The sequence below is a fragment of the Treponema primitia genome (genome assembly GCF_046533075.1).
GTDB classification, from domain to species: Bacteria; Spirochaetota; Spirochaetia; order Treponematales; family Breznakiellaceae; genus Termitinema; species Termitinema primitia_B.
This window is the reverse complement of record NZ_JAJQRB010000089.1, coordinates 22,741-47,178: the sequence shown is the minus strand read 5'-3', so window position 1 is coordinate 47,178 and position 24,438 is coordinate 22,741. Positions and strand designations below refer to the sequence as shown.

The 24,438-nt window shown below is 53.8% G+C and carries 26 protein-coding genes and 1 pseudogene; 16 read left to right on the top strand and 11 right to left on the bottom strand.

Features of this window, described 5'->3' with window-relative positions:
- A pseudogene (locus tag LQZ19_RS18810) lies at positions 1 to 185 on the top strand (Rpn family recombination-promoting nuclease/putative transposase); the annotation flags it as partial.
- On the opposite strand, the gene LQZ19_RS18805 reads toward LQZ19_RS18810, so the two are convergent.
- From LQZ19_RS18805 to LQZ19_RS18775, 7 genes are all read right to left on the bottom strand, one after another.
- Complete coding sequence (locus tag LQZ19_RS18805) at positions 180 to 1,658, bottom strand: B12-binding domain-containing radical SAM protein (RefSeq protein WP_411049229.1); 1,479 nt, start codon at positions 1,656 to 1,658, stop codon at positions 180 to 182. The pseudogene LQZ19_RS18810 and the gene LQZ19_RS18805 overlap by 6 nt on opposite strands.
- A gap of 26 nt (positions 1,659 to 1,684) precedes the next feature.
- Positions 1,685 to 1,876, bottom strand: a complete 192-nt coding sequence (locus LQZ19_RS18800; RefSeq protein ID WP_411049228.1) for a hypothetical protein — start codon at positions 1,874 to 1,876, stop codon at positions 1,685 to 1,687.
- 1 nt (position 1,877) lies between these two features.
- Positions 1,878 to 2,240: a hypothetical protein gene (locus tag LQZ19_RS18795; protein WP_411049227.1), complete on the bottom strand. Its 363-nt coding sequence runs from the start codon at positions 2,238 to 2,240 to the stop codon at positions 1,878 to 1,880.
- A gap of 52 nt (positions 2,241 to 2,292) precedes the next feature.
- Positions 2,293 to 2,922, bottom strand: coding sequence for a 5' nucleotidase, NT5C type (locus LQZ19_RS18790; RefSeq protein WP_411049226.1), 630 nt, complete (start codon positions 2,920 to 2,922; stop codon positions 2,293 to 2,295).
- 16 nt (positions 2,923 to 2,938) lie between these two features.
- Positions 2,939 to 5,092: a glycogen debranching protein GlgX gene (gene glgX, locus LQZ19_RS18785; RefSeq protein ID WP_411049225.1), complete on the bottom strand. Its 2,154-nt coding sequence runs from the start codon at positions 5,090 to 5,092 to the stop codon at positions 2,939 to 2,941.
- 12 nt (positions 5,093 to 5,104) lie between these two features.
- Positions 5,105 to 5,827: a leucyl-tRNA--protein transferase gene (locus LQZ19_RS18780; RefSeq protein WP_411049224.1), complete on the bottom strand. Its 723-nt coding sequence runs from the start codon at positions 5,825 to 5,827 to the stop codon at positions 5,105 to 5,107.
- Positions 5,828 to 5,936: 109 nt separating this feature from the next.
- Complete coding sequence (locus LQZ19_RS18775) at positions 5,937 to 7,226, bottom strand: aminotransferase class I/II-fold pyridoxal phosphate-dependent enzyme (protein ID WP_411049223.1); 1,290 nt, start codon at positions 7,224 to 7,226, stop codon at positions 5,937 to 5,939.
- A gap of 101 nt (positions 7,227 to 7,327) precedes the next feature.
- On the opposite strand from LQZ19_RS18775, the gene LQZ19_RS18770 reads away from it, so the two are divergent.
- The 8 genes from LQZ19_RS18770 to LQZ19_RS18735 are packed head-to-tail and all read left to right on the top strand — an operon-like array spanning position 7,328 to position 14,805.
- Positions 7,328 to 8,386 (top strand): AAA family ATPase, encoded by a 1,059-nt coding sequence (locus tag LQZ19_RS18770; protein ID WP_411049222.1) that lies wholly within the window; start codon positions 7,328 to 7,330, stop codon positions 8,384 to 8,386.
- A 4-nt stretch (positions 8,387 to 8,390) separates the two neighbouring features.
- Positions 8,391 to 9,254, top strand: a complete 864-nt coding sequence (locus LQZ19_RS18765; protein ID WP_411049221.1) for a DUF58 domain-containing protein — start codon at positions 8,391 to 8,393, stop codon at positions 9,252 to 9,254.
- Positions 9,251 to 10,204: a hypothetical protein gene (locus tag LQZ19_RS18760; RefSeq protein WP_411049220.1), complete on the top strand. Its 954-nt coding sequence runs from the start codon at positions 9,251 to 9,253 to the stop codon at positions 10,202 to 10,204. Before LQZ19_RS18765 ends, LQZ19_RS18760 begins: the two co-directional genes overlap by 4 nt.
- Positions 10,201 to 11,202: a VWA domain-containing protein gene (locus LQZ19_RS18755; RefSeq protein WP_411049219.1), complete on the top strand. Its 1,002-nt coding sequence runs from the start codon at positions 10,201 to 10,203 to the stop codon at positions 11,200 to 11,202. The genes LQZ19_RS18760 and LQZ19_RS18755 overlap by 4 nt, the downstream gene beginning before the upstream one ends.
- A complete protein-coding gene (locus LQZ19_RS18750; RefSeq protein WP_411049218.1) occupies positions 11,199 to 12,239 on the top strand; it encodes a vWA domain-containing protein in 1,041 nt (346 codons plus the stop codon). Before LQZ19_RS18755 ends, LQZ19_RS18750 begins: the two co-directional genes overlap by 4 nt.
- Positions 12,232 to 12,894 carry a tetratricopeptide repeat protein gene (locus LQZ19_RS18745; protein WP_411049217.1) on the top strand — a complete coding sequence of 221 codons (663 nt, stop codon included), beginning with the start codon at positions 12,232 to 12,234 and terminating at the stop codon, positions 12,892 to 12,894. The genes LQZ19_RS18750 and LQZ19_RS18745 overlap by 8 nt, the downstream gene beginning before the upstream one ends.
- Positions 12,840 to 14,306, top strand: a complete 1,467-nt coding sequence (locus tag LQZ19_RS18740; RefSeq protein WP_411049216.1) for an SH3 domain-containing protein — start codon at positions 12,840 to 12,842, stop codon at positions 14,304 to 14,306. The genes LQZ19_RS18745 and LQZ19_RS18740 overlap by 55 nt, the downstream gene beginning before the upstream one ends.
- Positions 14,307 to 14,316: 10 nt before the next feature.
- On the top strand, positions 14,317 to 14,805 hold the full coding sequence (locus LQZ19_RS18735; RefSeq protein ID WP_411049215.1) for a Smr/MutS family protein: 489 nt from the start codon (positions 14,317 to 14,319) through the stop codon (positions 14,803 to 14,805).
- Positions 14,806 to 14,810: 5 nt separating this feature from the next.
- On the opposite strand, the gene infA is transcribed toward LQZ19_RS18735, so the two are convergent.
- From infA to LQZ19_RS18720, 3 genes are all read right to left on the bottom strand, one after another.
- Positions 14,811 to 15,035, bottom strand: a complete 225-nt coding sequence (gene infA, locus LQZ19_RS18730) for a translation initiation factor IF-1 (RefSeq protein ID WP_010257891.1) — start codon at positions 15,033 to 15,035, stop codon at positions 14,811 to 14,813.
- A 76-nt stretch (positions 15,036 to 15,111) separates the two neighbouring features.
- Complete coding sequence (mgtE, locus tag LQZ19_RS18725) at positions 15,112 to 16,455, bottom strand: magnesium transporter (RefSeq protein WP_411049214.1); 1,344 nt, start codon at positions 16,453 to 16,455, stop codon at positions 15,112 to 15,114.
- Positions 16,456 to 16,678: 223 nt separating this feature from the next.
- Positions 16,679 to 17,590 carry an alpha/beta hydrolase gene (locus tag LQZ19_RS18720; RefSeq protein ID WP_411049213.1) on the bottom strand — a complete coding sequence of 304 codons (912 nt, stop codon included), beginning with the start codon at positions 17,588 to 17,590 and terminating at the stop codon, positions 16,679 to 16,681.
- A gap of 228 nt (positions 17,591 to 17,818) precedes the next feature.
- On the opposite strand from LQZ19_RS18720, the gene LQZ19_RS18715 reads away from it, so the two are divergent.
- Together LQZ19_RS18715 and LQZ19_RS18710 are read left to right on the top strand one after the other, a co-directional pair.
- Positions 17,819 to 18,070, top strand: coding sequence for a hypothetical protein (locus LQZ19_RS18715; protein WP_411049212.1), 252 nt, complete (start codon positions 17,819 to 17,821; stop codon positions 18,068 to 18,070).
- A 9-nt stretch (positions 18,071 to 18,079) separates the two neighbouring features.
- Positions 18,080 to 18,355 carry a hypothetical protein gene (locus LQZ19_RS18710; RefSeq protein WP_411049211.1) on the top strand — a complete coding sequence of 92 codons (276 nt, stop codon included), beginning with the start codon at positions 18,080 to 18,082 and terminating at the stop codon, positions 18,353 to 18,355.
- 30 nt (positions 18,356 to 18,385) lie between these two features.
- Here LQZ19_RS18710 and LQZ19_RS18705 read toward each other — a convergent pair whose 3' ends face one another.
- Positions 18,386 to 18,538: a hypothetical protein gene (locus tag LQZ19_RS18705; protein ID WP_411049210.1), complete on the bottom strand. Its 153-nt coding sequence runs from the start codon at positions 18,536 to 18,538 to the stop codon at positions 18,386 to 18,388.
- Positions 18,539 to 18,951: 413 nt separating this feature from the next.
- On the opposite strand from LQZ19_RS18705, the gene LQZ19_RS18700 reads away from it, so the two are divergent.
- From LQZ19_RS18700 to LQZ19_RS18680, 5 genes are all read left to right on the top strand, one after another.
- Complete coding sequence (locus LQZ19_RS18700; RefSeq protein WP_411049209.1) at positions 18,952 to 21,030, top strand: methyl-accepting chemotaxis protein; 2,079 nt, start codon at positions 18,952 to 18,954, stop codon at positions 21,028 to 21,030.
- A gap of 90 nt (positions 21,031 to 21,120) precedes the next feature.
- Positions 21,121 to 22,152, top strand: coding sequence for a flagellar motor switch protein FliM (gene fliM / locus LQZ19_RS18695; RefSeq protein ID WP_010257877.1), 1,032 nt, complete (start codon positions 21,121 to 21,123; stop codon positions 22,150 to 22,152).
- A gap of 18 nt (positions 22,153 to 22,170) precedes the next feature.
- Positions 22,171 to 22,815 (top strand): dephospho-CoA kinase, encoded by a 645-nt coding sequence (gene coaE / locus LQZ19_RS18690; RefSeq protein WP_411049208.1) that lies wholly within the window; start codon positions 22,171 to 22,173, stop codon positions 22,813 to 22,815.
- Positions 22,816 to 22,820: 5 nt separating this feature from the next.
- Positions 22,821 to 23,567 (top strand): SPOR domain-containing protein, encoded by a 747-nt coding sequence (locus LQZ19_RS18685; protein WP_411049207.1) that lies wholly within the window; start codon positions 22,821 to 22,823, stop codon positions 23,565 to 23,567.
- Positions 23,568 to 23,722: 155 nt separating this feature from the next.
- Positions 23,723 to 24,274 carry a cysteine hydrolase family protein gene (locus LQZ19_RS18680; RefSeq protein WP_411049206.1) on the top strand — a complete coding sequence of 184 codons (552 nt, stop codon included), beginning with the start codon at positions 23,723 to 23,725 and terminating at the stop codon, positions 24,272 to 24,274.
- The last annotated feature ends 164 nt before the right edge of the window (positions 24,275 to 24,438 follow it).

The window sequence follows — 24,438 nt, the reverse complement described above, 5'->3', positions numbered from 1 at the left end:
ACGAGCGGGCCAGGCTGATAGCCGATGCCCAGTGGAAACAGCGTATGGACCAGGCAGGCCGGGAACGACAGGGTATCAAGGATGCTAAATATGAAATAGCCCGGAACATGAAAAAACGGGGGCGCCCTATGGATCAAATAATTGAGGATATCGGCCTTTCCGCCGAAGAGGTTGAAAAATTATAGGGGATAGTAAACGCCCAAGGCGTTTTGGAGGTCCCGGCGGTCTATGCCCCAATTCCGGCCGAACCGCTCCAAGAGCCGGTCCGAAAGGGCCATGAAGGGGGCAAATATTGGGGCTCCTTCCGGGAACAGCGCGCTGCACTCTTGGGCAAAAACACCCCGGTTGACGATGAGCTCCCAAAACCGGGCGAAATTTTTGATCCGATCCAGATCCTCTGGGGGCATTACCGCAGTTTCCAGAACTTCGTAGGGCGGGTCGGGGTTAAAACGCATCCCAAAGGGTTCGATGTGCCGGCTCATGGCGGTTCCGGGAAGACACTTTAGGATGCCAAGCTGGATTTCCGTGGGACGGACCTGCCAGAGCCTGTCGAAGCCCTGGGCGAAGGATGCCATATCTTCTCCGGGGAGCCCTGCAATAAGATCGGCGTGAACTATGGCTTGGGTTTTCCGGCGCAAAAAATCCAAAACTTCCAGTTCCCGTTCCGGATCCACCGGCCTGCCGATACGGGCCGCGGTTTCCCTGTTCAAGGTCTGTATCCCCAGTTCCAAACGGAGAGTTCCCGGAAGAAACCGGGTAAGCGCTTCCCGCAGTTCCCGGGGGAACCGTGAGGGGACCATCTCAAAGTGAACGTACATGCCCGGTTCCAGTCGTTCCAAAAAAAACTCCAGGATCCGCCCTGCCCGTTCTATATCCAGGTTAAAAGTCCGGTCCAAAAACTTAAAACTCCGCGCTCCTCGCCGGATAAGCCCCTCCATTTCCGCCAAAAAGGGCTCCAAGGGGAATTCCCGCACCCGCTTTCCTAAACCGCCCTGTGATGTTTCATCACCCTTCGGAACCGCACTACTCAGACAGAATTCGCAGCCAAACGGACAGCCCCGGGCGGCTTCCACATAGGTGAGCTTCCGCCCCAGGTCCTCCGCTGTGTAGAGCCGGTACCCCGGATCGATGAGCGCAGGATCCACAGGAGGGGCATCGATAAATTTGGTAACCCGAGGTGGTACGAGAGACGTCTCCGGAACGTCCGGGAACCCCACCGGGACCTTCTTCCATGGGGTCAAATCCAGCGCTGTTTCGCAAAGTTCCTGAAAAGCCGCCTCCCCTTCCCCGCGTATAACATAATCAGCGTGCCGGAACAGTGCCGCATCCTCCGGGAGAGTCGATGCCTCGGGACCGCCCAGAACAATGATTGGGCGGGGGATGCCTTCGCCGGAGGAACCTTCACCAGCCCAGGCCGAAGCCAGGGCTTCCAGCAGTTCTACTGTGGCGGTGTGGTTCCAGATGGAGACCGAGAGGCCTAAAATGCGGGGCCGGGCAGCCAGGATGGGGCCGGTCTTTTCCGACAGGGGCTGGCGCAGGGCAAATTCCAGGATTGCAGCGCGGGGCTCCAGGGCGCCCAGGTTGGCCTTGAGGAGACGCAGGGCCAGGGAGGGGTGGATCCACTTGGCGTTTATGGTGGAGAGGATTATGTCGGGCAATTATGCTATGAAGAGCCCCGCCTGGGCTACTTCTCAACTACTTTATCCAAACTTGGAGGATTTTGTGCCAAAGGCAGGAAAATTTTATCATTGTGGAAGGATTCCCGCAACTCCTGGACTTTTTGCTTCAAATTATGCAGATTCTCTTTGGCTCCTTTCTCTGTGATTTCTTGTTCTGATGGAAATGTTATCCCAGGATTGCCAATTACTTTAGCCATACTATTTTCCTCCCCACAACGGTAAATTTTCAAACCAAGATACAAAATAGGTACGAAAATCATGAAATGAAGTAAAATGACACTCCATAAGAAACCTCGTTCCCATATACAAACTGACCGTCAAATAATTCCCTTCATACGCAATAGGCATTACGAAGGACAACCGGTACTCTACGCTATCTTTCAAAAATACATAATTCCCTATCACCGCATCAAGTTGGACTTGCAAGCTTATGGCGGTAAAAACTTCAACTCCGGAAACCTTGGACAGCTCTTCATGTATCAATGCTGAAAAATAGTCCACCAGATCATCCCATTCTGCTTGGAATTCTTCCCGCAACGGAAACGGAATGATCTTACCCATTACTAAGCATACTCGAAACTTTGGCTGTTATCAATAACTTCATTCCCCTTTCCTATTTCGTCCGGAACCCCGTGGCGCCGAATAAATCCAGGGTGCCGGTGGTCCACTCTTCCTTGGCGTCCATCACCAGGCGTTCCACGTCCTGCCATGTGTCGGCGCGGGGGCCGCTTAGGTCCCGGTTGGTAGAATTGCTAAAAACAATGGTACGACAGCCCTGTTCCCGCAGGCGGGTAACGTTGTCCGGGGAATCATCGATATAAACGTGGGCGCCCACAGCGCCCTTGTCGGCCATGAAACAGATGTCCCAATAGGGAATGTCGTAGGAGTCCAGCCAGTCCACGGTTTGGGTAATCGAAGTCTTGTGGAAATACTTGAGGAAGAGCCGGTGGGTGATGATACGAATCCGGATACCATGCATGGAGAGCTTCCGTAATACCGCCGGAGCGTCCTTGATAGGGGGCATGTCCCGGAAGAGGTTCCGCTGGGTTACGGCGAAACGGTGCAGCTTGTCGTAGCCGCCGAATTCGGCGATACCCCACTGGTCCAGGCCGAAGCCTACTTCTGCAGGCAGGGACTCCAGGGGCTTGTCCAGCCATTCCGCAGCGATACGACGCATGGCGCCGTAGAAATCGCCTACCACGCCGTCAAGATCCACCCCTATAATAAAACTACTTTCGTCCATATTATCAGAAAACCTCTTACATTACCTTAGACAGGAGAATCACCATGCTGCGGCTCTGCAAAAAATATTCATCCTGATCCGGCAGGAGCCGTTCCTGGCCAGGGATCAGAAAATCGTCCGGGCTGGGCAGGCTGGTATCCACCGCAAGGTACCATTTTTTCCCCGCCATGGGTTCACAGACCTTAAACTTGACCTGCTTAGCCCCGGAATTGAACATGATAAAGAAATCATTATCGTCCCGGTCCGCCAGTATATCTGCGCGGCTGCCGTCCATACGCAGCGCCAGGCAGGGATCGGTTTTTTCCCAATCCAGCTCAACACCCTTTTCGTCGAACCACGAGATATCCGGAATGGCGTTGTAGTTGCCGTCCCGGCCGGTGTAGAATTCCGGGCGCATAAAACCGTGGTGACGCAGGCGGAAGGCTATCATCTCCTTTACAAAACGGAAGATGCTGCTGTTCTTTTCCATCAGAGTCCAGTCGTACCAGGAGATTTCGTTATCCTGACAATAGGCGTTGTTGTTTCCCCCCTGGGTCCGGGCGAACTCATCGCCCCCTAACAGCATGGGGGTCCCGATGGAGATCATCAGGGTGGCCACAAAATTTTTAAGCTGCCGTTCCCGAATGTTTTCTATGTTCAGATCCCGGCTTGGTCCCTCGGCGCCGTAGTTATAGCTGGAATTATTGTCCCCTCCGTCCCGGTTTTCCTCGCCGTTTTCGTCATTGTGCTTGCCGTTGTAGGACACCAGATCCCGCAGGGTAAAACCATCGTGGCTGGTGAGGAAGTTTATCGAATGGAAGGGCTTCCTCCCGTCCCTAAGGTACAGGTCGGAGCTGCCGGAAAGCCGGGTAGCCAGGTGACGCACATGATGGGGGTCCCCCCGCCAATACCGGCGCACTTCGTCCCGGTAGCGGTCGTTCCATTCGGCCCAGCGGCCGCCGGGGAACCAGCCTACCTGATAAGCGCCGCCGGCATCCCAGGCTTCGGCGATAATTTTAGTGCTGCTCAACACGGGCTCCTCGGCGATACGCTCCAGAAGGGGGGGGTTCTCCATAAGCTGGCCATTCTGGTCCCGCCCCAGGATGGAACCCAGGTCGAAGCGGAAGCCGTCCACGTGCATCTCCGTAACCCAGTACTGAAGGCAGCTGATAATAAAGGTACGCACCACCGGATGGTTACAGTTTACCGTATTGCCGCAGCCGGAATAGTTTTTGTAATACCGTTTATTTGCATCCAGCATATAGTAGAGGGTGTTGTCCAGGCCGCGGAAAGAATAGCTGGGCCCCCACTCGTTACCCTCGGCGGTATGGTTGAACACGATATCCAGGATCACCTCGATACCCGCCTTGTGGAGTTCCCTGACCATCTCTTTAAACTCCCGAACTTGGCCTCCGGGGCTTTTATCCCAGGCGTAGGAACCCTTGGGGGCAAAAAAAGCTACGGTGGAATAGCCCCAGTAATTCACCAGGGTTTTACCGGTCCGGGGGTTCTTCCGGGAAAGTTCCCCTTCGTAAAATTCCTGGATGGGGAGAAATTCCAGGCTGGTTATTCCCAGTTCCTTGAAAAAGGGTATCTTCTCAATAACCCCCCGGTAGGTTCCCGGATGTTTAACCCCGGAATTGGGATGAGCCGTCAGGCCCCGGACATGGGTTTCGTAGAGGACACTGAACCGCAGGGGATAGTTAAGGGGAATATCGCCCTGCCAGTCAAAGGTATTATCAACGACAATACACCGGGGCTTGGTACGAATATCATCGGTGTAAGAGAAGGACAGGTCATTGGAAACTCCATCGGCGTTATAGGCCACCGAGGCAGCCATATCCCAGCTGGAGAGATCGGTTAGAGCCTTGGCATAGGGGTCCAGCAGGGTCTTATTGGCATTAAAGCGGAACCCCTTTTCCGGAATATAGGGACCGTCCACCCGGTATAGATACTGGGTAAGCGCCTCAAGCCCCCTGATATGGCAATGCCAGATGTCCCCGGTCTTGTTCTTGCGTTTATCCAGGGAGATCTCTTCGTAGGCGCTGTCCGGAGAGTCGGACTCAAAGAGGATCAGGGTTACCGCGGTGGCGTTCCGGGAAAAAATAGAAAAATTCACCCCGGTCTCGGTCAGCTCGGCGCCCAAGGGAAGGGCTTTGCCTATTTCCACGCTTCTATGTCCAAATGCCATTTTTTAGTTATATCACATTTGCCCATTTCGGAATAGCTCAACAAATTGAAAAGGATTGACATTCCGCGCCCCGAGAAAATCCTTATAATCCAGGGGCATACCCAGGTCCCAGAAGGGCGCACCCAGGCTTTCGAGGTATTTTGCGGTAAGAACCATCTGAACCATCCCGGCGTTATCCTCATCGTAGTAGCCGGAATAGCTGGTGTACACCTTTCCTGCGAGGATGCCGAATTCGCCCGCCCTGAGGAGGCCGTCCCGGTATACCCCGAAGGAAATGGGCCGTACCGGAAGAGCCGGATCGGCGTGTATTTGCCCTATGGCCCGGCGCAGAGGCGCGGTAAGCCAAGCGTCATCGTGGACCTCCACACAGCGTTCCATGATAAAACCAAAGTCCGAAGCTGCGCCGGCAGACAGGGTAAACAAGGACTGCATGTCCCGCAGTTCCGATGCGGGAACCCCGTCCACCCGCAGTTCATACCGGGACAGAAACGGGCGGATGGATTTTTTGACGTGCAGCTCCGGAAAGAACAATACCGAACGTTCCAGGTGGAGCTTGGGAAGCAGGATGTATTGCGCTTCCTCGTCCAGGAATGTGGACATAACCAAAAAGCCCGCCTTCATAAGCCGGGCAACAAAGGGGGGATCGAATTCCAGGGCCAGACAGAATTCCTCGTCATAGTCCACCGCCAGCATGGCGTCGACAATGACATGGGGATCGTCCTGGGAAAGTATCATGATGTGCCCCGAGGAAGTATATCGGAGAAACCGCGGTATCATGGCAGCGTTATCCTACACCGGCATTTCATTTGTAATCAACTGATTCACCATACGGTTACAATCACATTTACAGTTTTTCTGCGGTATCGTAGATGATGCGGTAGATCTCCGGTACCTGCTCTTTCTCCAGGGCGGCGAAGGCTACCCGGAGTATGCCGGGGCCCAGGGCTATGGCGCCGATGCCGTGGTCCGCCAGGAGCTTTTTCCGCAGGACTTCGGCGTCTATACCATTGCAGCGGAAGCTCATGAAGTAGCCGGAGTTGAAGGGCATGGGGCTGAGTTTGGGGTGGGCAGGGTTTCCCGCGATAAAGGCCCGTACCGCCCGGTAACGGTCCCGGAGCAGTTCGTAGTAGGCCTGTTTTTCGCCCCCGGTCCGGGGGTCCGAGAGGACCTTGAGGATCAGGTATTGGGCTGGGGTGTTGGCGCAGGATACGGAGGAACGGATTTCCCCCATAAGTTTTTTGTCCAGCGCTTCCTGGTGTTCCTTCTTCAGCCCCGGAGAACCGAAGGTGATGAAGGCCACCCGAAGACCCCAAACGTAGTCTTCTTTGGTGGGGCCGTCAATTTTTACGGCCAGGACCTTTTCATGCAGGGAGGCTAAGCGGCCGAAGAGGGATTCACGGGAAATATCATCCTCATAAAAAAGACCAAAATAGGCGTCATCGCAGATTACTAAGACATCGGCGCCGCCCTGAGCGGTTTCCCGGATAATGTTTACCAGGGCATCCGCTTCCGTCTTGGTTGGGGAGTAACCTGCTGGGTTGTTGGGGAAGTTGAAGATGATCCGCACCGAGCCGGTCTTGGCTTCCTCCCGGATGGCTGCGCCGATGGCGGCAAGATCCAGCCCGGGACCGGTTCCGAAGAAGGGTACGCCCCGGATCTTGGCGCCCCGGCGTTCCATAAAGATCAGGCTGTAATTATCCCAGCAGGGATCGCTGGCTATGATGGTACTGGTTTTGTCAAGAAAAAGATCCGCCACGTAGGAGATTCCCGCGGTGATCCCCGGGACTGCGGCAGGGAGCGTAACCTCATCGGGCTTCATCGAAGGGTTTTTTTTGGCCATGGAATCCTTCCAGGCCCTGCGAACATCCTCAACCCCCGCGGTTGGGGCATAGGTGACCGCTTCTTTCGCCGTAAGGGTGGGCATACTATCGCTTATGGCGGATAAAATCAGGGGCTGTCCATTGTGAAAAGCCATGCCTATGGTGGCGTTTTTTGCCGGAGCCAGCTGTTTCGCCTCGTTTGACTGAGCGATGATTCCCCGGGGAAAAAAAAGGCGGTGCCCAAGGGGTGACAGAAGGCGGCCTGTGATAGAACCGTCTAAAACGGTATTGAGTTCGACTGCAAGTGGATTCATATGGCTAAAGTATCTATGGAAATGGGGGGGTGCGTCAATATATCGCATTGCCCCTTCATCAATATATTGCCCCAGCGAACGCCGCAGAGTACAATAGGATCATGGCTCAACTTAATTTGGATGTATCGGATACGGAAGCCCTGTTAGCCGGGGCGCAGAAATTGCTGGATTCCTGCCGGGAGGAACTGGCCAAGCGGGTTATCGGGCAACGGGAGATGATCGACGGTCTCCTCATGGCCTTGATTGCCCGGGGGCATATCCTGTTGGAGGGGGTGCCGGGGCTTGCAAAAACCCTGGCGGTGAAGAGTCTGGCGGAAATTACCGGGCTGGACTTTAAGCGTATCCAGTTTACCCCGGATTTGCTCCCCGCGGATGTAACCGGGACCCTGGTGTGGGAACAGGCTACGGGAAAATTTTCCGTACGCCGTGGGCCGGTTTTTGCCAATGTGATCCTGGCGGACGAGATTAACCGAGCCCCTGCCAAGGTACAGTCCGCCCTGCTGGAGGCCATGGAGGAGCATCAGGTTACCATCGGGGAGGAGAGCTACCCCCTACCGGATCCCTTCTTCGTTTTGGCTACCCAGAACCCCATTGAACATGAGGGAACCTATACCCTGCCCGAGGCGGAACTGGACCGGTTCCTCCTCAAACTGCTGGTACGGTACCCCAGTCCGGAGGAGGAACTCCGCATCCTGAATCCCCATAATACCTACGTCCCGGCCCTGAAGCCGATCCTCGGACCTTCCCAACTGGAGAGCCTCCGGACCGCCGCGGAGGCGATCCGCATTGACGATAAGATAGGGGAATACATTGTTTCCGTGGTTTCGGCTACCAGGCCGTCCGCAACAAAGCCGTCAAACCCCAGATCCCGCGGAGGATCGCGGCCTGCGGAAGGCGCCGGCAGCGGAAGGGCCGGACGGGAGGGGCTGTACCGGTATATCTCCTTCGGCGCTTCCCCCCGGGCCTCCATCGCCCTGTACCGCTGCTGCCGTATCCTGGCCCTCTTCGACGGGCGCCTCTTCGTTACCCCCGAGGATGTAAAGACCGCGGCCCTGCCGGTACTGCGGCACCGTATTGTCCTTTCCTACGAAGCTGAAGCGGACGGGCTGGACCCGGATGCGGTGGTTTCCCGTATCCTGGCCTTTGTTCCGGTACCCTGAGACTGTGGACCGCTACGAGCTTCTTCGAAAAATCGCCACTTTCCCCCTGGTTGCCCGGGGTCTTGCGGAGGATCTGCTCTCCGGGGATTTCCGCTCGATTTTTAAGGGTCAGGGGATCGAATTCGATGAGGTCCGCCACTATGAACCGGGGGATGATGTACGTTCCATCGACTGGAACGTGAGCGCCCGGTTCGGAACCCCCTATGTAAAGATGTACCGGGAAGAACGGGAATTGACGGTTTGTCTGGTCCTGGATGAATCGGCGTCCATGTTCGCCGCCGATATGCGCCGCCGGGATCAGGCTATTCTGGCGGCTGCCCTGGTAGCCTTTTCCGCAGAACGGGCGGGGCAAAGGATCGGCGCGGTCTGTTTCGACCAGGAAATTACCCGGGTTTTTAGCCCCCGTAAGGGGCGATCTCATATTATGAGCATCATCAGCGGGCTCCTTTCGGTAAGTGAAGGGGGGAAGGGAAGCAACCTGGGTCTTGCCCTGGAGGGCGCCGGCCGGTTCCTCAAGCGGCGCAGCCTGGTGGTGATCCTTTCGGATTTTCTCTGCATTAACTGGGAACAAGAATTGGGTTACCTCTGCGCTAAGCACGATGTGATAGCCATAGGGATCACCGACCCTCTGGATAAGGAGATCCCCAACCTGGGACTCCTCACCATGGGGGACCCCGAAACCGGGACGGTGCTCCATGCTCCCACGGGGTTTTCCTCCTTCCGTTCCGCCTGGGCTGAATGGCACAGCGACCGGACTAAGCTCTGGAAATCCCTCTGCCGCCGCTGCGGCGCCTCCTACGTGGAGCTTTCCACCGCCGAAGACGCTCCTGCGGTACTGACCCGGTTCTTTGGGGAGCGCAGATCATGAGGCGGCTTCTCCTCCTTGCCTGGCTGGTCCTGCCGGTTTTTCCGGGTTTTTCCCAGGATCACCCCTCGGGCATTTCCGGAGATAACACCCCCTACATAATTCCTCAGACGATTTTCGTAGGCGATAAGGGGCGGCTGGTGTTTCCCCTTGGTTCCGCCTTTGCGGGAACCGAAGGCGCCGTAATCCAAGGCGCCGGTCTGCCCCGGTCCAATGATCTGGTAATCACCCGGGTAGAACTGGAACGCCGGGGAACCACTGTCCGGCTCCTGGTCGATTTCCAAGCCTATGTTCCGGGACTAATATTACTGCCCCCCATAGAAATCGCCTCCCATACCTTTACGGGCCTTGAGGTTAATATCAGCTCCATCCTGTCGGTGGAACAACGGGGGATGGTCCTTTCGGGGCCCGCGGAACCTCTGACTGCCCCTGGCACCGCGGTGATGATCTACGGAACCATCCTGGGGATCATCCTCCTGCTCCTTGCCCTGACCCTGGGCGGTTTTTGGGGGAAAAACAGACTGGGAAATTTTGCCGAACGGCTCAAGCGGCGGCGGGTTATCCGCGCCATGGGGAAAAGCCTGCGGCGGCTGCGGAACGCCGGAGCGGACAAGGAGGGGGAAACCCTGGAAGCCCTCTCGGGAGAATTCCGCAGCTTCCTGGGGATACTTACGGGAACCAATTGCCGGGCCATGGTTCCCCGGGAATTGCTCGCCCTCCCCGCTCTGGGAACCGCCGATGGCCTTTCCCCCGCCGCAATTTCGGATCTCTTCCGCCGCTGCGATACCCTCCGGTTCAGCGGGGAAAACATTGCGCGGGATCCGGTATCCGGACTTCTGGACGAATTTAAGGAACTTACCGATCTTCTGGAGGCTGCCGAAAAAGAACGGAACCGACAGCCTCAGCATGACCGGCCGCCGGAACCGGATCGTAAGCCGGGAGGCGTTAAATGAATATCGGTTTTGAGCGGCCTATCCTTCTTTTTGCCGGTGCAGTAATAGTGTTTCTGTGTTTTGTCATTTCCCGTTTTTTAAAAGGCGCCTTTACCCTGGTAATCCCACTGGGGCCCCCGGGAGGAAGTCCTTTCAAGCCTCCCTTCAACGTGGAATTCCTGGTACGGACAATCCGCGTTCTGGACATGGCGGGGATTTTTGCTCTTTTTCTCGCCGCCGCCGGCCCAGCCTTTATCAGCACAGAATTGGTGTGGCTTAACCGGGGGGCGGATATTCTCTTTGTGGTGGACGTAAGTCCCAGCATGGCGGGGATCGACATGAATGGCCGCAGCCGTTTTGACGTCGCCCGGGATCTGGTCCGGAACTTTGCCGCAGAGCGGCCCTCCGACGCCATAGGGCTGGTAGCTGTGGGAAACGATGCAAGCCTCCTGGTGCCCCCAACAATTGACCGGAGCGCCCTGTTTTCCCGCCTCGAATCCCTGCGTATCGGCGAGTTGGGGGATGGTACCGCTCTGGGGATGGGCCTGGGGATTGCGGCGCTGCACCTGCAAAATTCCACAGCCCCGCGCCGGGCTGTGGCGTTGATCACCGATGGGGAAAACAACGCCGGGGCGATTCATCCGGAAACTGCTGCGGCGGCCCTTCAAAATACCGGAGCCTCCCTCTGGGTTATCGGAGTGGGCGGCGGCGGAGAAATCCCCATTGACTATGTGGATCCGGTTACCAGGATACGCCGGACCGGTACCTTCGATTCCCGGTTTAATTCCGAAAGCCTCAGATCCATCGCCCAAAGCGGGGATGGTCAATATATTTCCGCTCCCTCTGCGGAGGCTTTCTCCCTGGCATTTTCCCGTATCAACGAGGGAGAAATGATCATACGCCGTTCCGGTACGATAAACCGGACCCGGAGTTTCCGAATCCCCCTGATGATTACCGCCCTGATCCTGATCTGCGCCGCCCGATTTATCCGGCGGTATATACTTGGAGCCTTCCTATGAGCTTCGATAATCCCAGGGTGCTTTTTGTCCTCTTTTTGCTGATCCCCGCAGGTTTTTTGGCCTTTTTCCACTACCGTAAACGCCGTGCGGTTCTGGGCTTCCTTTCCCGGGATGCCGGGGATAACCTCGTTTCTAACCTACGCTTCCGTTACCTTGTCTCCGCCGCAGCCTTTACCCTGTTCCTGGCCTGCGTGATCATCGCCCTGGCGGAACCCCGGGGCGGTACCCGGCTGGTGAGCGAAACCCGCCGGGGGGTGGACGTGGTCTTTGCCATCGATCTGTCCCGCAGCATGGATGTACGGGACATCAGCCCGGGCGGTCCCTCGCGGCTCAGCCGGGCAACATCGCTGGTGGTAGAATTGGTAAACAATCCCTGGTTTACCAACCGGAATTTAGGCGGCGGCGCCTCGGGGGTCCGGTTTGGGGCGGCCATAGGCAAGGGCAAAGGGGTGTTGGCCCTCCCCCTGACAGAAGATACTGAGGCGATCCTGGGCTTTTTATCGAGCCTCTCCGGTTCCGCCATTACCGGCAGGGGAACCAACCTGGAGTCGCTCATTGATGCCGCCGCCGGGGCTTTTCAGGACGCCTTCCCCAGCCGGCGCAGGATCATACTCCTTTCGGACGGAGAATCCCTGGGGGGTTCCCTGGGTGATGCCCTGGACAGAGCAACGGCTGCGGAAATCTCCCTTATCATCGTGGGGCTCGGTTCCAAAGAGGGCGGTGTGGTTCCCCTGGGAAACGCTACCCTGCAGGGGGAGGATGGGCTCCCGGTGATCAGCTATTTACAGGATGAAGCCCTCAGGAATGCTGCGGAACGTACCGGGGGTATCTATGTGAATGGAAACCGGAGTAACGCTGCCTCCCAGCTGGCGAATTACCTGGCGTCCCTGGCCGCCCCGGGGGGCTTGGGTTCCGAAACTACCGTAAAGGGATTTCGGCGGGAAACCAGGGATCTGGGTTATATTTTTGTCATCGCCGCCCTTATCTTTCTGGGCATTTCAAAAATCATGGAGAAGGGGAGGCGAAAACATGGTTGAACCATTGCCCCTTCAAAAAAAATGTCCGTTTTACCCGGCGGGGTTCTTTTGCCTGTTAGCATTACTGTTCCTGTTGGGGACATCCTGTTCCGGGGTTTCCTTTGGAAGCCGGATTTCGGGGAAGCTCATGCTTCTGCGGGGTAACTTTTTTAATGCCCAGAGCATGTATACCGAGGCGATACTCGCCTACCTGGAAGCCCTGGAATTTGCCGAAACCGCGCCCTATGCCGAATACGGCCTGGGTTTGGTGTACCTTTCCCTGGACGAGGGCGTTGCGGCTCTTCAGCACTTCGCCGCCGCCGAAGAAGGTCTGACGGATCTGATGCGGGAGGATCACCGGGAGCTGATCTACCGGATCTACTACAACAGGGGGGTGGTCCGCTTCCATGCCGGCGATTTTGCCGCTGCGGTGGATCAGTTCCGAACCGCCCTGGAAACCGATGGCAGCCGCATCGAGGCAAAACGGAACCTGGAGCTAAGTCTCCTTTCCCTGTCCCATCAAAATTCCGGCGCATCATCTACCCTTTCTTTGAATCTTCAGGAACAGCAAAAGGGCCCCCAGGTTCTTTTTGATTATATTCGCCGGAAGGAGCAAGACCTATGGAAAAGCCGGGAATGGTCCGCGGACACCGATTCTGCAGGACCGGATTACTAGTTCTGATCCCGCTTATTGTCCCCCTGTTTTTCTCACCCCGCCTCTTTGGACAGTCCGGGGAAGAACCGGTGGTGCTGGTGGAAAGCTTCCCGGAACGCCCGGTCCTCGACGGTTCCTGGCGGATTTCTATCTTGGTGGATCATCCGGTCCCTGAGGAAGTGACGGTCATCCCGCCGGATCTGCCTTCATCCCTCACCTTTGCCCAGTCCCGGAAAGAAACCCGGCTCATCAGGACTTCCCCCGAAGAGGGAACCCGTTGGACCCTGGTGGAGTTTTTGTTTGTTCCCCAGAGAACGGGGACCATAAGCCTGGGGGCCTTTGAGGTAAGTGTCCGGGGATTCAAAACCACTACCAGGAATCTGCAGACCTATGTGACAGCCCAGGAGGGAATGAGGGAGGAATACCACCCCCGTCTGGTCTGGGATACCCTTCCCGCTGCCCTGACCATAGGAGAAGAGGCGGAATTAATCCTTCGTATCCTCAACTGGGATCCGGGAAAGGCCCTTCGCCCACCGCCGTTCCGCGGTACCGCTCCGGCGGAGGCGCTTCTGGAGGAACTCCCCCTGACAAAGGAGGATCTGGATCAAGGCCGGGTATTGCGGCTTCGTGTGATCCCCCTGGAGGGAACCAGAGTTTCCCTCCAGCCCTTCCTTCTTCATTTTGATACCCTTACCCTGGATGTTCCGGCTATCTCGATACGGCTAAACCCACCGGCCCCCGGTAACGCCATTCCCGCCGTCCCGGTACTTCCAGCGCAGCTTCCCGCGGAGGCATTATCCGAAGCCGCCCTGCCACAGAAACCCCCGTTGACGTTTCCCGAAATCCGGGAGAAACCGTTTCCGCCTTTTCGCAAGGCCTACGAAGAAACGCTAAAGAAAGCCCGGGAGTTTTGGAGCCTGGCTCTCTATGCCGAAGCTCTGGGAGAACTTCGCCGGGGGGAACGGGACCTCTTAGGGGGCCCAAATCTGGTCTCCACGCGCCGGGCAGCGGAACAGTCCCTTGGACTTTCTATGACCGGGGATGAAAAATGGCGTCCCCGGAATTTCTTTTTAATCCTGATTGTCCTTAGTTTTTGTTTATTGATACTGGCCATATGGCTGCCAAAAAAGAGCGTAACTTCCCTGTTTTTCCGGGGTTATAGAGTTGTAATTTTACTTTTGATCGGTATTTTGGGACTTGGTATTGCCGGTCTCGCGTCTTCCTATGGGGGCACAGAAAAAAGCCCGCAGAAAAGTGCGGTACTTCGCGCCTCTGCGGCTTATCGCGTGCCGGATAGCCAGGGGGCAATCAGTGCCCGTTGGATGGAAGGCCAACCGGTAAGGGTCCGCGCTGCCTCAAAGCCTTGGGCCTATGCGGAGAGCGCCGATGGAGATGCCGGGTGGGTGCGTCAGGATAATCTTATTTTTTACTAAAGGCTGAATAATGGATTTTGGTGATATTCTGGATCAATGGGATCGCGAAACAGAGAAACCTGCGGGCAAAAAGGCGGCCAAGCAGCGGCTTGAGGAAGATCCCGCAGCCTCCGGTTCAGAGAGTGTTGATCCCCTCACCGCATGGTTACGGATATACGGCGTGAACGATAAGGATGCCGAAATCGCCAAGGCCACTGTTCCCCCCGGGAAACGCCGCCGCAGGCTCCTGGCCAAAAAACCGGACGCCACAATCGACCTCCACGGCCTCACCCGTGATGAAGCCTGGCTTGCTCTGGATAACTTTTTTAAGCTCAGCCGGCAGCAGGAATTGGAAAAACTCCTCATCGTCCATGGAAAAGGAAATCATTCCGAAGGGGAATCGGTATTAAAGCGCTCCGTCCGGGATTTTATCGAACGCTGTCCCTTTGCCGGGGAAAGCGGTCAAAGCCCGGCCATCGAGGGGGGAAGCGGGTCTACCTGGGTTATTTTGAAGGGGTAATGGGTTTAGCGCTCGCGGTAGATGATCCGGCCGCGGCTTAAATCGTAGGGGGATAGGGCAATCCGTACCCGGTCGCCGGGGACAATACGGATGTAATGTTTACGCATCTTTCCGGAAAGATGGGCCAGTATAAGGTGTCCGTTCTGATTGTCAAGTTCTACCCTGAACATGGTATTGGGAAGGGCTTCCCGGACAACCCCTTCAACCTCTATTGCTTCTTCTTTCGCCACATAAACTCCTTGGCTTTTAAAAGTAACTTTCCCGATATGATACAACAGATTGCCGGAATAGTCAATTAAACGCAAATCATAGCTTGAACATCATTTTGGCGATGACAAAATAGATCCACAATGAAGCGCCGTCAACAATGGTAGTGATAAGGGGCGCCGCCATGATCGCCGGATCTACCTTTAACTTCTTGGCCACCATGGGCAGAAAACAGCCGAGGCTCTTTGCTATCATAAGGGTAAGCATCAAGCTAAGGGTTACGGTCACGGCCAAAAGGCTGTTTCTCCCGTTGGTCAGATAAATACGGATAAAGTTAATAAACCCCAGGATAATACCGCAGAGAAAACCGATACGGACTTCCCTCCAGAGTACCACCGCAATATCTTTGAACCCGACTTCCCCAAGGGCCATACCGCGGATTATCAGGGTTGAGCTTTGGCTTCCCGCATTGCCGCCGGTATCCATGAGCATGGGGATAAAGGCGATGAGAACCGGGAGAACCGCCAGGGCATCTTCAAAGCTCGCAATGATCCCGCCGGTTATGGTAGCGGAGAGCATTAAAAAGAGAAGCCACACAATACGGTTACGGACCTGGGTAAAAACACCGGTCTTCAGGTAAGGTTCCTCCGAAGGTTTGAGGGCGCTCATTTTTTCAAAGTCCTCGGTGTTTTCCTCTTCGATAATCTGTACCACATCGTCAACGGTGATAATCCCCACCAGGCGGTTTTCAGTATCCACCACGGGCATTGCCAGGAGGCCGTATTTTTTGAACTGCTGGGTGACCAATTCCTGGTCATCCGTCGTATGGGCGGACACAACGGCGGCATCCATTATATCACCAATTCTGTCGCCTTGTTTTGACAGCATCAGTGTTTTTGCAGATACCACCCCCACAAGCAATCTGTCCCGGCGTATTACGTAACAGGTGTAAATAGTTTCTTTGTTGATTCCGTTTTTCCGTATTTCGTCAAAGGCCTCATTAACCGTGGCGTCCTCGCTTAAATCCACGTACTCGGTGGTCATAATGCTGCCCGCAGAATCCTCGGGGTACTTCAGCATTTGGTTGATGATCTTTCTTTTCTCATTCTGAGTATTCTGGAGAACCCGCTTTACCACATCCGCGGGCATTTCTTCAATCAGGTCGACCGCATCGTCCACAAAGAGCTTACTCATAATGTCCCTGACTTCATTATCAGAAAGGGCTTCTATGAGCATCTGCTGTTCGTCGGGATCGATGTAGGAAAACACCTCGGAGGCAATACTTTTGGGCAAAAGCCGGAAGATCCGCAGGTCCGTTTCTTTATTTTCGTCCTTAAAAATATCCGCGATATTCACCACATTCATCTCTGAAAAAATTGAATGCAGTTCCGCCACCCTCATGGGGCTTTCGTTGAGGAGTTCTAAAATTGCTTCTTTTTCCATAATAGGTTCCCTCTGGTCCGATGGCTTCCGCCACTATGCCGTAAAAGAAACCCGAAGGTTATGTTTTTAGCAGGGCAGGGCCATAAGCCGAAAAATGTTTGGACTTTGTCTATGGCGGCTACTACTGCCACCGTCCGAATCGGACATTATGACCTCCTGAATGGTAGATTTTCTTGGTTCCATTGTGCCGGATACTGCGTTGTTTTGCAATAGGGGGCAAGGGCTATGCTGAAGCGGTAAAAAAGGTGCTTATGGCCTTATTGGTTTCCACGCTTTCCGGCCAATGGGGGTATAAAATGTTGAACACATGGCCCAGCTTTTCCCCCTGGGCTTTGGTCCAAAACAATACTTGGGAGGATGCGCCAATGCCGTCCAGATGGGCTTTCAGGGCAAGGGAGCGGCTGTGATAGTCGTCCGCCTCGCTGCTTACGAGCAGTATGGGCGGCAGGGACAGGCCCTTCGCGGTATCCTGAAAATTTGCTTTAGTATAGAGGGGGCTCTGTGTTGGATTTCTCCCGAAAAACATGCGATCCATTTCCCGGTTGGTAAATTGATACCCCGTGATGCCATGGTCGGCGGGATCGCATACCCCATGGTTTATGGCCATGGCGGAAATGGCAAAGGACGCAGGGGCAACCCCGTAGAGATTTTGAAGCTCCCCACTGAGCTGAATGCAGGCGGTCAGGCCGGCGAGGTGCCCCCCCGCGGAATCTCCGGTAAGAAACACCCGTTTAGTATCGCAGTGATGCTGTTCGCCATTACGCTCAAGCCAATGCAGGGAATCGAAGATATCCTGAACCTGCCCCTTTAGATCCGTTTCCGGTAAAAGCCGGTAACTCATATTAAGTACCGCGAAGCCCTGAGAGGCCAGATAGAGGCAGTAATATTTGTTCAGCTCCTTATCGCCGTACATCCACCCGCCGCCGTGGATATCAATAATTGTGGGAAGCAATCCCGGGCTTCCTTCGGGATAATACACATCAAGGAGATGCAGGGGGTTTCCGTCATCCCGGTATGGGATATCAATATCCTCCGCGACTCCTGCTGTTGGGGTTAGGGTGGCGATCCGCCTGTCATCTTCCCGCTTTGTTTTCTTCCAGTGGTCCTGCAGCAGAAAACGCGCTAATTTACCCATTCTATCCCTCCGGTTTTTTTACCGCCTCCAATACTCCGAGCCCGCTGGCGTTGATTAGATTTATACAATAAAACGGCCTTAAAGCCCTGCTATACGGGTATGTCCGCCAATACCAGCGGGGCTGCCGCCAAATAGGGAAGTTGAAATTGCTTGCTTAAAATACCGGCAAAACAGCGTTTTGCCGGTATTTTCATTGCTCAAATTCATCTTTTGCGGTAAACTAGAACCATGGATGAGGCAATCACCTTTACCCAGACGGCTTTCAAGCACGGAGTTACCAAAGAAGCCATCTACCAGGCGGTTAAGGAATTCATTTATGATGAACCTGTGGAAGGGTACGTCAATAAGTACCTTATGCTTGGCTTTGACCATAACGCCAATCTGCTTGAAATCATGTATAACCGTGTTGGCGAGAACACTATGAACGTGTTCCACGCCATGCCGTGCCGCCCTGCGTGGCGCGGCCTTGCCAATCAGTAGGAGGAACCAATGGCCGATACTCTGCGCAATTTCCCGTCCGAAGCGAGCCCCAAAGGCGCACCTATGTCCGAAGAAGAAGCGGAATACTGGGACGATCTCTTTACCCGCACCACCCCTGCCCTTGCCAGCGGCAAAGGCGGATTCCTGACCGAACGACGCCAGCAGATGATCCTCCTGGACGAAAAGATCGTTCGGTACATCAACGCCAAGGCAAATGCCACCCACCAAACCCCCGCAGAACTGGTCGCCAGCTTTGTCCGCCGCGATTTGGCTGCTTCCGAATAATACTCCCTTCATCCCTTTTTTAATCTTCCTCTAATCGGCAATTGCCTTTTTCATATTTTTCCTAAATTCGTCAATTGAATAGCCCTTGATTCCAGCCAGACGATCTCTTTCGGCTTCAAAAAGCCGCTCCGCAAGAGCTAAATCCTCCTCCCGGCGGCTATAGGTCTCCATGTCCATAATCACCGTATCCCCTTCACCTTATACCCAAATTTTGTCAATTATTCAAGTTACTTTTTCATTTTGTCAATAACTGAATCAAGCTCACGAGCCATTTTTTCAAGAAATTCCGTTTTTTGATTCAACATATTCTGTTTGCGAAGGTTTTTCACTCTGTGCCCCCGTTTCATCGTAAAACAATTGGTAGACTTCAATGTTCAAGGCGGCAGCCAGTTTCCCGATAAAGGCAAATGCAGGAGCCTTGGCCTTATATCCCCTTGCAAGAAAAGCAATTAGGGGTCATAATATAATAACCTGTCCGAGAACGGATGGCGCGTTATGTTCATTCGGTTAGCCATTTTTAGACCAGGATGCCTTCGATAGTTAAAAATTTTGTCCCTTGATGGTGATTACATTACTTTTTGCTATGACAGGAGGCTATGGTGAAATTATCCATACGGGTATCTCTTCTCATCGGAATTTTAGTATTGGTCGTTTCACTGAGTATCGGGCTTACCGCTATAGTGATTTCTTCCAGAATTGTTGAGGAAAACGCCTATGTTTCCCTGCTCCACCAGGCGATTTCCGGGGTGGACCTGATTGAAAACGTCATACAGGGCCAACTGAATACCATCCAGGAGCTGGCGAACCGGGAACGGACCAAATCCATGGATTGGGATGTCCAGCGTTTAAGCTTACTGCCCGATGTGGACCGCACCGGTTATATGGATTTAGCCATAGTCGGCTTGGACGGCAAGGCCCACTATATCAGGGATGATTCCACTTCTGATCTGGCGGATCGGGACTATATCAAAAAGGCCCTGTCCGGGCAGCAGGCTGTTTCGGATGTCCTGATCAGCCGGGTTATCGGAAAGCCGGTGATCATGTACGCGGTTCCCATTACGGGCGAAGGCGGCGCGGTGCTGGGCGCCCTAGTCGGCCGCAGAGACGGGGCAACCCTGAACGGGATGATGAATGATATCACCAAAAATGTAAAACTTGGCGAATCGGGATATTCCTTTATCACCAATAATAAGGGGGTCGTTATTTCCCATAATGACGCCGAACTGGTTTTGAGTCAGTTCAGCCCTGAATCGGAAAACGCCCAGGACCCCTCCAAAAAAAACCTGATCGAATCTATTAACGCCGCCCTGAAACAGGGCCGGGGTGTCTATGATAACAATGAAATAGTCGTGGGCTTTACCACCATGAATACCTTTCCCTGGATTCTCTTTGTTACCATAGAGCGGGTGGAGCTTATGGCGGGAATAGTGCAGCTCAGGTTTTTCATCATCCTCTTTGTGGCGGCCTTTGTGCTGGTAGGGATTCTAATCGCCTACCTCATCGCCCGCTCCATAGCCCGGCCTATTACCAGGGTCGCCGATACCCTCAAGGATATTTCCGAAGGAGAAGGGGACCTTACCAAGCGGATCGAGGGGAAGTCCAAAGATGAGATCGGCGCCCTGGGGCATTACTTTAATCAAACCCTGGAGAAGATCAAAGTAATGGTGCGCACCATCAAGGAACAGACTGCGTCCCTCTCGGAAATAGGAGGCGAACTCGCATCCAATATGACCAAGACCGCCGGGGCGATGAACGAAATTACCGGGAATATTCAGGAGATCAAGGACAGGGTGATCAACCAAAGCGCTTCGGTTACCGAAACAAGCGCGACCATGGAACAGATTACCCTTACTATTGATAAGGTTAATGGGTATGTGGACCGTCAGAGTTCCAGCGTGGCCCGTTCTTCATCGGCGATAGAACAGATGCTTGCCAATATTCACTCGGTAACACAAACGCTGATAAAAAACAGCGCCGATGTGAAGAACCTTGCGGAGGCTTCCGAGGTGGGTAAGACCGGACTTCAGGAAGTATCTGCGGATATTCAGGAAATTTCCCGGGAAAGCGAAGGTCTGTTTGAGATCAATGCGGTCATGCAGAATATTGCCAGCCAGACCAATCTTTTGTCCATGAACGCCGCCATCGAAGCCGCCCATGCGGGGGAATCCGGGAAGGGTTTCGCCGTGGTCGCCGACGAGATACGAAAGCTGGCCGAGTCGTCGGGGGAACAGTCCAAGACCATTTCGGCGGTTCTTAAAAAGATCCACGGTTCTATTGACAAGATCACCAAATCCGCCAATGTGGTTTTAGACAAGTTTGAAGCCATAGATGTCGGAGTCAGGACCGTATCGGATCAGACTGAGAATATTATAAACGCCATGGAAGAACAGGGCACGGGGAGCAAGCAGATTTTAGACGCCATAGGGGAGCTGAACGAAACAACCACCATGGTCAAAAACGGTTCGCAGGAAATGCTGGAAGGTTCCAGGCAGATAATCACGGAGAGCAGAAACCTTGAAAGTGTAACTACCCGGATTAGCGACGGCATGAACGGGATGGTAACCGGAACCGAGCAGGTTAACGAGGCGGTTCACCGGGTTAACGAGATAAGTGACCAAAACAGTGACAATATCGGCGTCCTGGTCAGGGAAGTATCGAAATTCAAGATAGAGTGAAGAATCACGCAAATAACATCCTATTTCCTTATTTATTTGCATATTGATAAGATAATATGCCGATGTTATACTAATATCGGAGCGTAGAAAATGACCGAAGTCCTGTCCCAGGATGAAATAGACCAGCTGCTTACTGCTATCAACGCCGGGGAAACCGAACCGGAGGACTTCAAGCCCGCCGCAGATACCCGGAAAATCAAGATCTACGACTTCAAACGGCCTGATAAGTTCTCCAAGGAACAGATCCGGACCATTTCGATCATGCACGAGACCTTTGCCCGGCTTACCACCAACGCCCTGTCCGCCAATCTCCGTTCCATGGTCCATGTCCATGTGGCCTCGGTGGACCAGCTTACCTATGAAGAATTTATCCGTTCCATCCCTACCCCCACCACCCTGGCGGTTATCAATATGGACCCCCTCAAGGGGAACGCCATCCTGGAAATAGACCCGGCAATCACCTTTTCCATCATCGAACGCCTTTTCGGGGGTACCGGTGAGGGGACTAAGTCCCAGCATGAATTGACGGATATTGAAGCGGCGGTTATGGAAGGGATGATAGTCCGTATCCTGGGAAATATGCGGGAAGCCTGGGCCCAGGTAATCGACCTCCGGCCCCGCTTGGGCCAAATTGAGACCAATCCCCAGTTTGCCCAGATCGTACCGCCCACGGACATGGTGGTTCTGGTAACCCTGGAGACCAAGGTGGGCGAAGTCGAAGGGATGATGAACTTCTGCATACCCTACCTGACCATAGAGCCCATCATCGGTAAGTTATCCGCCCAGTTCTGGTATTCGTCGGCCCGGCGGGCGGCTACGAACGAAAATCTCAATACCCTCAAGGAAAAACTTTCCACCGTGGACGTTACCATCGTAGCGGAAATCGGCAGGATAAATATTCCTATTAAAGATGTTCTATCCCTGCGTACCGGGGATGTGGTGCGGCTCTACAATGTCCGGGTGGGGGATACCTTCTCCCTCAACATCGGCAATAAAAAGAAGTACCTCTGCCGGCCCGGTATAGTTGGGAAGAAGGTAGCGGTACAGATCATCAAAAAAACCGAGGAACTCGAAAAAGAAGAGTTTGAAGAGCTCACCGCCGAGGGTGACGAAGCCCTTTAGGCCCCCGGTATACATAACGTGGGAAATACTACAAATCAGCAAAAAATCATCGGTCTCACCGGAACCTACTGCGCGGGGAAGAACTACATAGGCCGGCTCCTGGAGGAACGGGGCCTGCCGGTACTGGACGTGGACAAGCTGGGACACCGGGCTATCGAAACCGAGAGGGAGGCCATCCTGGAACGCTTTGGGGAGGATATCCTGGGAATAGACGGCGCCATAGACCGACGGCTCCTGGGAGAGAAGGTATTCGGCAAGAGCGAAAACCTGGCGGCCCTGGAGGGGATAGTCCACCCGGCGGCCAACCGAATGACCGCAGAATGGATAGCCGCCCAAAGGGACGAACAGGGAGGCAAGCCCTGCGTAATCAACGCGGCGCTGCTCCACCGGTCCTCCGCCTTCCCGCAGCTAAGTTGTATCATCCTGGTGCAGGCCCCAACCCTGACCCGGCTCCTGCGGGCCCGGAAACGGGACGGTCTAAGCTTCGGACAGCTCCTGCGCCGGTTTGGAAGCCAAAAAAAATTCACCGCTCAATATTTCGAAAAAAAGGCCGATATATACGTAATAGAAAACCGGGGATATTTTGGTTTCTGCGCCTCCTTGTATCGGAGGCGTATAGATAACCAGCTAAAGAATATTCTTTCCCGGGTGGGGATGGCGTAGGTATCATGGAAAAAAAGAAATTACTGCTCGTAGCGATTTCTGTAGGTGTTTTTCTTGTCATTGTGATAGGAGCTTCAATTCTGGTGTTTTCACCCCGGAACCCATCTCCGGCAGCGGCAGCGGCGGCAAAACCGATAAAGCCTATTCCTGCAGGGAACCCTGAAGGAATAGGCAACCCCAATCTGCCGGCATCGCTGGACGCGGTAGAATTGGTGAGAAATTCTGTAAACATCCAGGGTCTCCAAACCCCTCCCGAAGACAATGCTCAGGAGAATGTCTTTTATATTTACGGCGAAAATCCCGGTGAGACCGTAACGGTGGATCGCGGTACATCAGGCGCCAGTAACCGGCTAATCGTAGATGTACCCCGCCCCATTACCGCAGCGGTTCCTGACGCGCCCCGGGTTGCCGCCAGACCGACCCCGGCCCGGCAAACACCAGCTGCCGCTCCCCGGGCTGCAGTTGTTGCTGCTCCCAAAGCCGCCGCCCCCACCCAGTCAAAGTCCCGCGAGAATTTCTGGGTACAGACCGGCTCCTTTTCCACCATAGCCCGTGCCGAAGGAGTCAAGGACACCCTGGCCTCCAAGGGCATCACGTCCCTCATCGAAAACCGCGACGTAGACGGCAAGACCTTCTTCCGTGTACGGGTCGGGCCGTATACCTCAAAGAACGAAGCGGATTACTGGCTGGCGCTGATCAAGTCCATACATGGATTTGAAGAAAGCCAAGTATGGAAAACTCCCGTAAGGTAAACCACACTAACCACACGGACGAAGAATCGTTCATTAAATAGTCGCTCCTTACCAAAGTGGCAAAGGCGGGAGGAGGGAAGGGCATCCCTCCTCCCGCCTTTGTCAGTGAGACTCTGCGCCTACACTTTTGATATATAAAACATAGGAGAAATTATATGAGCTTTGCATTGATTTTAGTTGATATTCAAAATGACTATTTCCCAGGTGGGAGTAATACATTATATAAAACGGAAGAAGCCGCAAAAAATGCAAGTATGGCACTTCAAATTTTTCGACAAAAGAAACTTCCTATATTTCATATTCAGCATATTAGTTTACAGACAGGAGCAACATTCTTTTTACCAAATACGATTGGAAATGAAATAAATAAAACTGTTAAACCCAATGAAGGTGAAACAGTATTGGTTAAACATAAACCAAATAGTTTTTTTGAAACTGGTTTGCATGAATGTATTTCAAAAACTGGTATTAAGAAATTAATAATATGTGGAATGATGACTCATATGTGTATAGATACAACTGTTCGGGCTGCAAAAGACTATTCTTATGAAACGATAGTTTTAAGTGACGCATGTACAACAAAAGATTTAATATGGAATAATAAAAATATCCCGGCAGAAACTGTCCATAATGTATATATGGCTGGATTGCAAGGAACATTTGCAAAAATAATAAAAACAAATGAATTAAAAAAAATATTGGAATAAAATAAAGACCACCCGCGTCCATGCGGGCGGCTAACGTAGCAGAAATTAAAAGCGCAAGGTCTGTATACGCTTCGGGCCTAAAGGCCCTCGGGAAATGCGCTCAAACACAGGCCCATCGTACAGGCGCCGGTAGGGCCAGGGGGAAGATCTGTCACACAATTCAG

Excerpts from the sequence above, each read along its gene's own strand:
- fliM (WP_010257877.1), top strand. The coding sequence starts at position 21,121 with ATGACCGAAGTCCTGTCCCAGGATGAAATAGACCAGCTGCTTACTGCT.
- glgX (WP_411049225.1), bottom strand. The coding sequence starts at position 5,092 with ATGGCATTTGGACATAGAAGCGTGGAAATAGGCAAAGCCCTTCCCTTG.
- LQZ19_RS18795 (WP_411049227.1), bottom strand. The coding sequence starts at position 2,240 with ATGGGTAAGATCATTCCGTTTCCGTTGCGGGAAGAATTCCAAGCAGAA.
- LQZ19_RS18680 (WP_411049206.1), top strand. The coding sequence starts at position 23,723 with ATGAGCTTTGCATTGATTTTAGTTGATATTCAAAATGACTATTTCCCA.
- LQZ19_RS18735 (WP_411049215.1), top strand. The coding sequence starts at position 14,317 with ATGGATTTTGGTGATATTCTGGATCAATGGGATCGCGAAACAGAGAAA.
- LQZ19_RS18745 (WP_411049217.1), top strand. The coding sequence starts at position 12,232 with ATGGTTGAACCATTGCCCCTTCAAAAAAAATGTCCGTTTTACCCGGCG.
- LQZ19_RS18700 (WP_411049209.1), top strand. The coding sequence starts at position 18,952 with ATGGTGAAATTATCCATACGGGTATCTCTTCTCATCGGAATTTTAGTA.
- LQZ19_RS18710 (WP_411049211.1), top strand. The coding sequence starts at position 18,080 with ATGGCCGATACTCTGCGCAATTTCCCGTCCGAAGCGAGCCCCAAAGGC.
- LQZ19_RS18755 (WP_411049219.1), top strand. The coding sequence starts at position 10,201 with ATGAATATCGGTTTTGAGCGGCCTATCCTTCTTTTTGCCGGTGCAGTA.
- LQZ19_RS18760 (WP_411049220.1), top strand. The coding sequence starts at position 9,251 with ATGAGGCGGCTTCTCCTCCTTGCCTGGCTGGTCCTGCCGGTTTTTCCG.
- LQZ19_RS18715 (WP_411049212.1), top strand. The coding sequence starts at position 17,819 with ATGGATGAGGCAATCACCTTTACCCAGACGGCTTTCAAGCACGGAGTT.
- LQZ19_RS18740 (WP_411049216.1), top strand. The coding sequence starts at position 12,840 with ATGGAAAAGCCGGGAATGGTCCGCGGACACCGATTCTGCAGGACCGGA.
- LQZ19_RS18685 (WP_411049207.1), top strand. The coding sequence starts at position 22,821 with ATGGAAAAAAAGAAATTACTGCTCGTAGCGATTTCTGTAGGTGTTTTT.
- LQZ19_RS18770 (WP_411049222.1), top strand. The coding sequence starts at position 7,328 with ATGGCTCAACTTAATTTGGATGTATCGGATACGGAAGCCCTGTTAGCC.
- LQZ19_RS18780 (WP_411049224.1), bottom strand. The coding sequence starts at position 5,827 with ATGATACTTTCCCAGGACGATCCCCATGTCATTGTCGACGCCATGCTG.
- LQZ19_RS18750 (WP_411049218.1), top strand. The coding sequence starts at position 11,199 with ATGAGCTTCGATAATCCCAGGGTGCTTTTTGTCCTCTTTTTGCTGATC.
- LQZ19_RS18775 (WP_411049223.1), bottom strand. The coding sequence starts at position 7,226 with ATGAATCCACTTGCAGTCGAACTCAATACCGTTTTAGACGGTTCTATC.
- mgtE (WP_411049214.1), bottom strand. The coding sequence starts at position 16,455 with ATGGAAAAAGAAGCAATTTTAGAACTCCTCAACGAAAGCCCCATGAGG.
- LQZ19_RS18720 (WP_411049213.1), bottom strand. The coding sequence starts at position 17,590 with ATGGGTAAATTAGCGCGTTTTCTGCTGCAGGACCACTGGAAGAAAACA.
- LQZ19_RS18790 (WP_411049226.1), bottom strand. The coding sequence starts at position 2,922 with ATGGACGAAAGTAGTTTTATTATAGGGGTGGATCTTGACGGCGTGGTA.
- LQZ19_RS18800 (WP_411049228.1), bottom strand. The coding sequence starts at position 1,876 with ATGGCTAAAGTAATTGGCAATCCTGGGATAACATTTCCATCAGAACAA.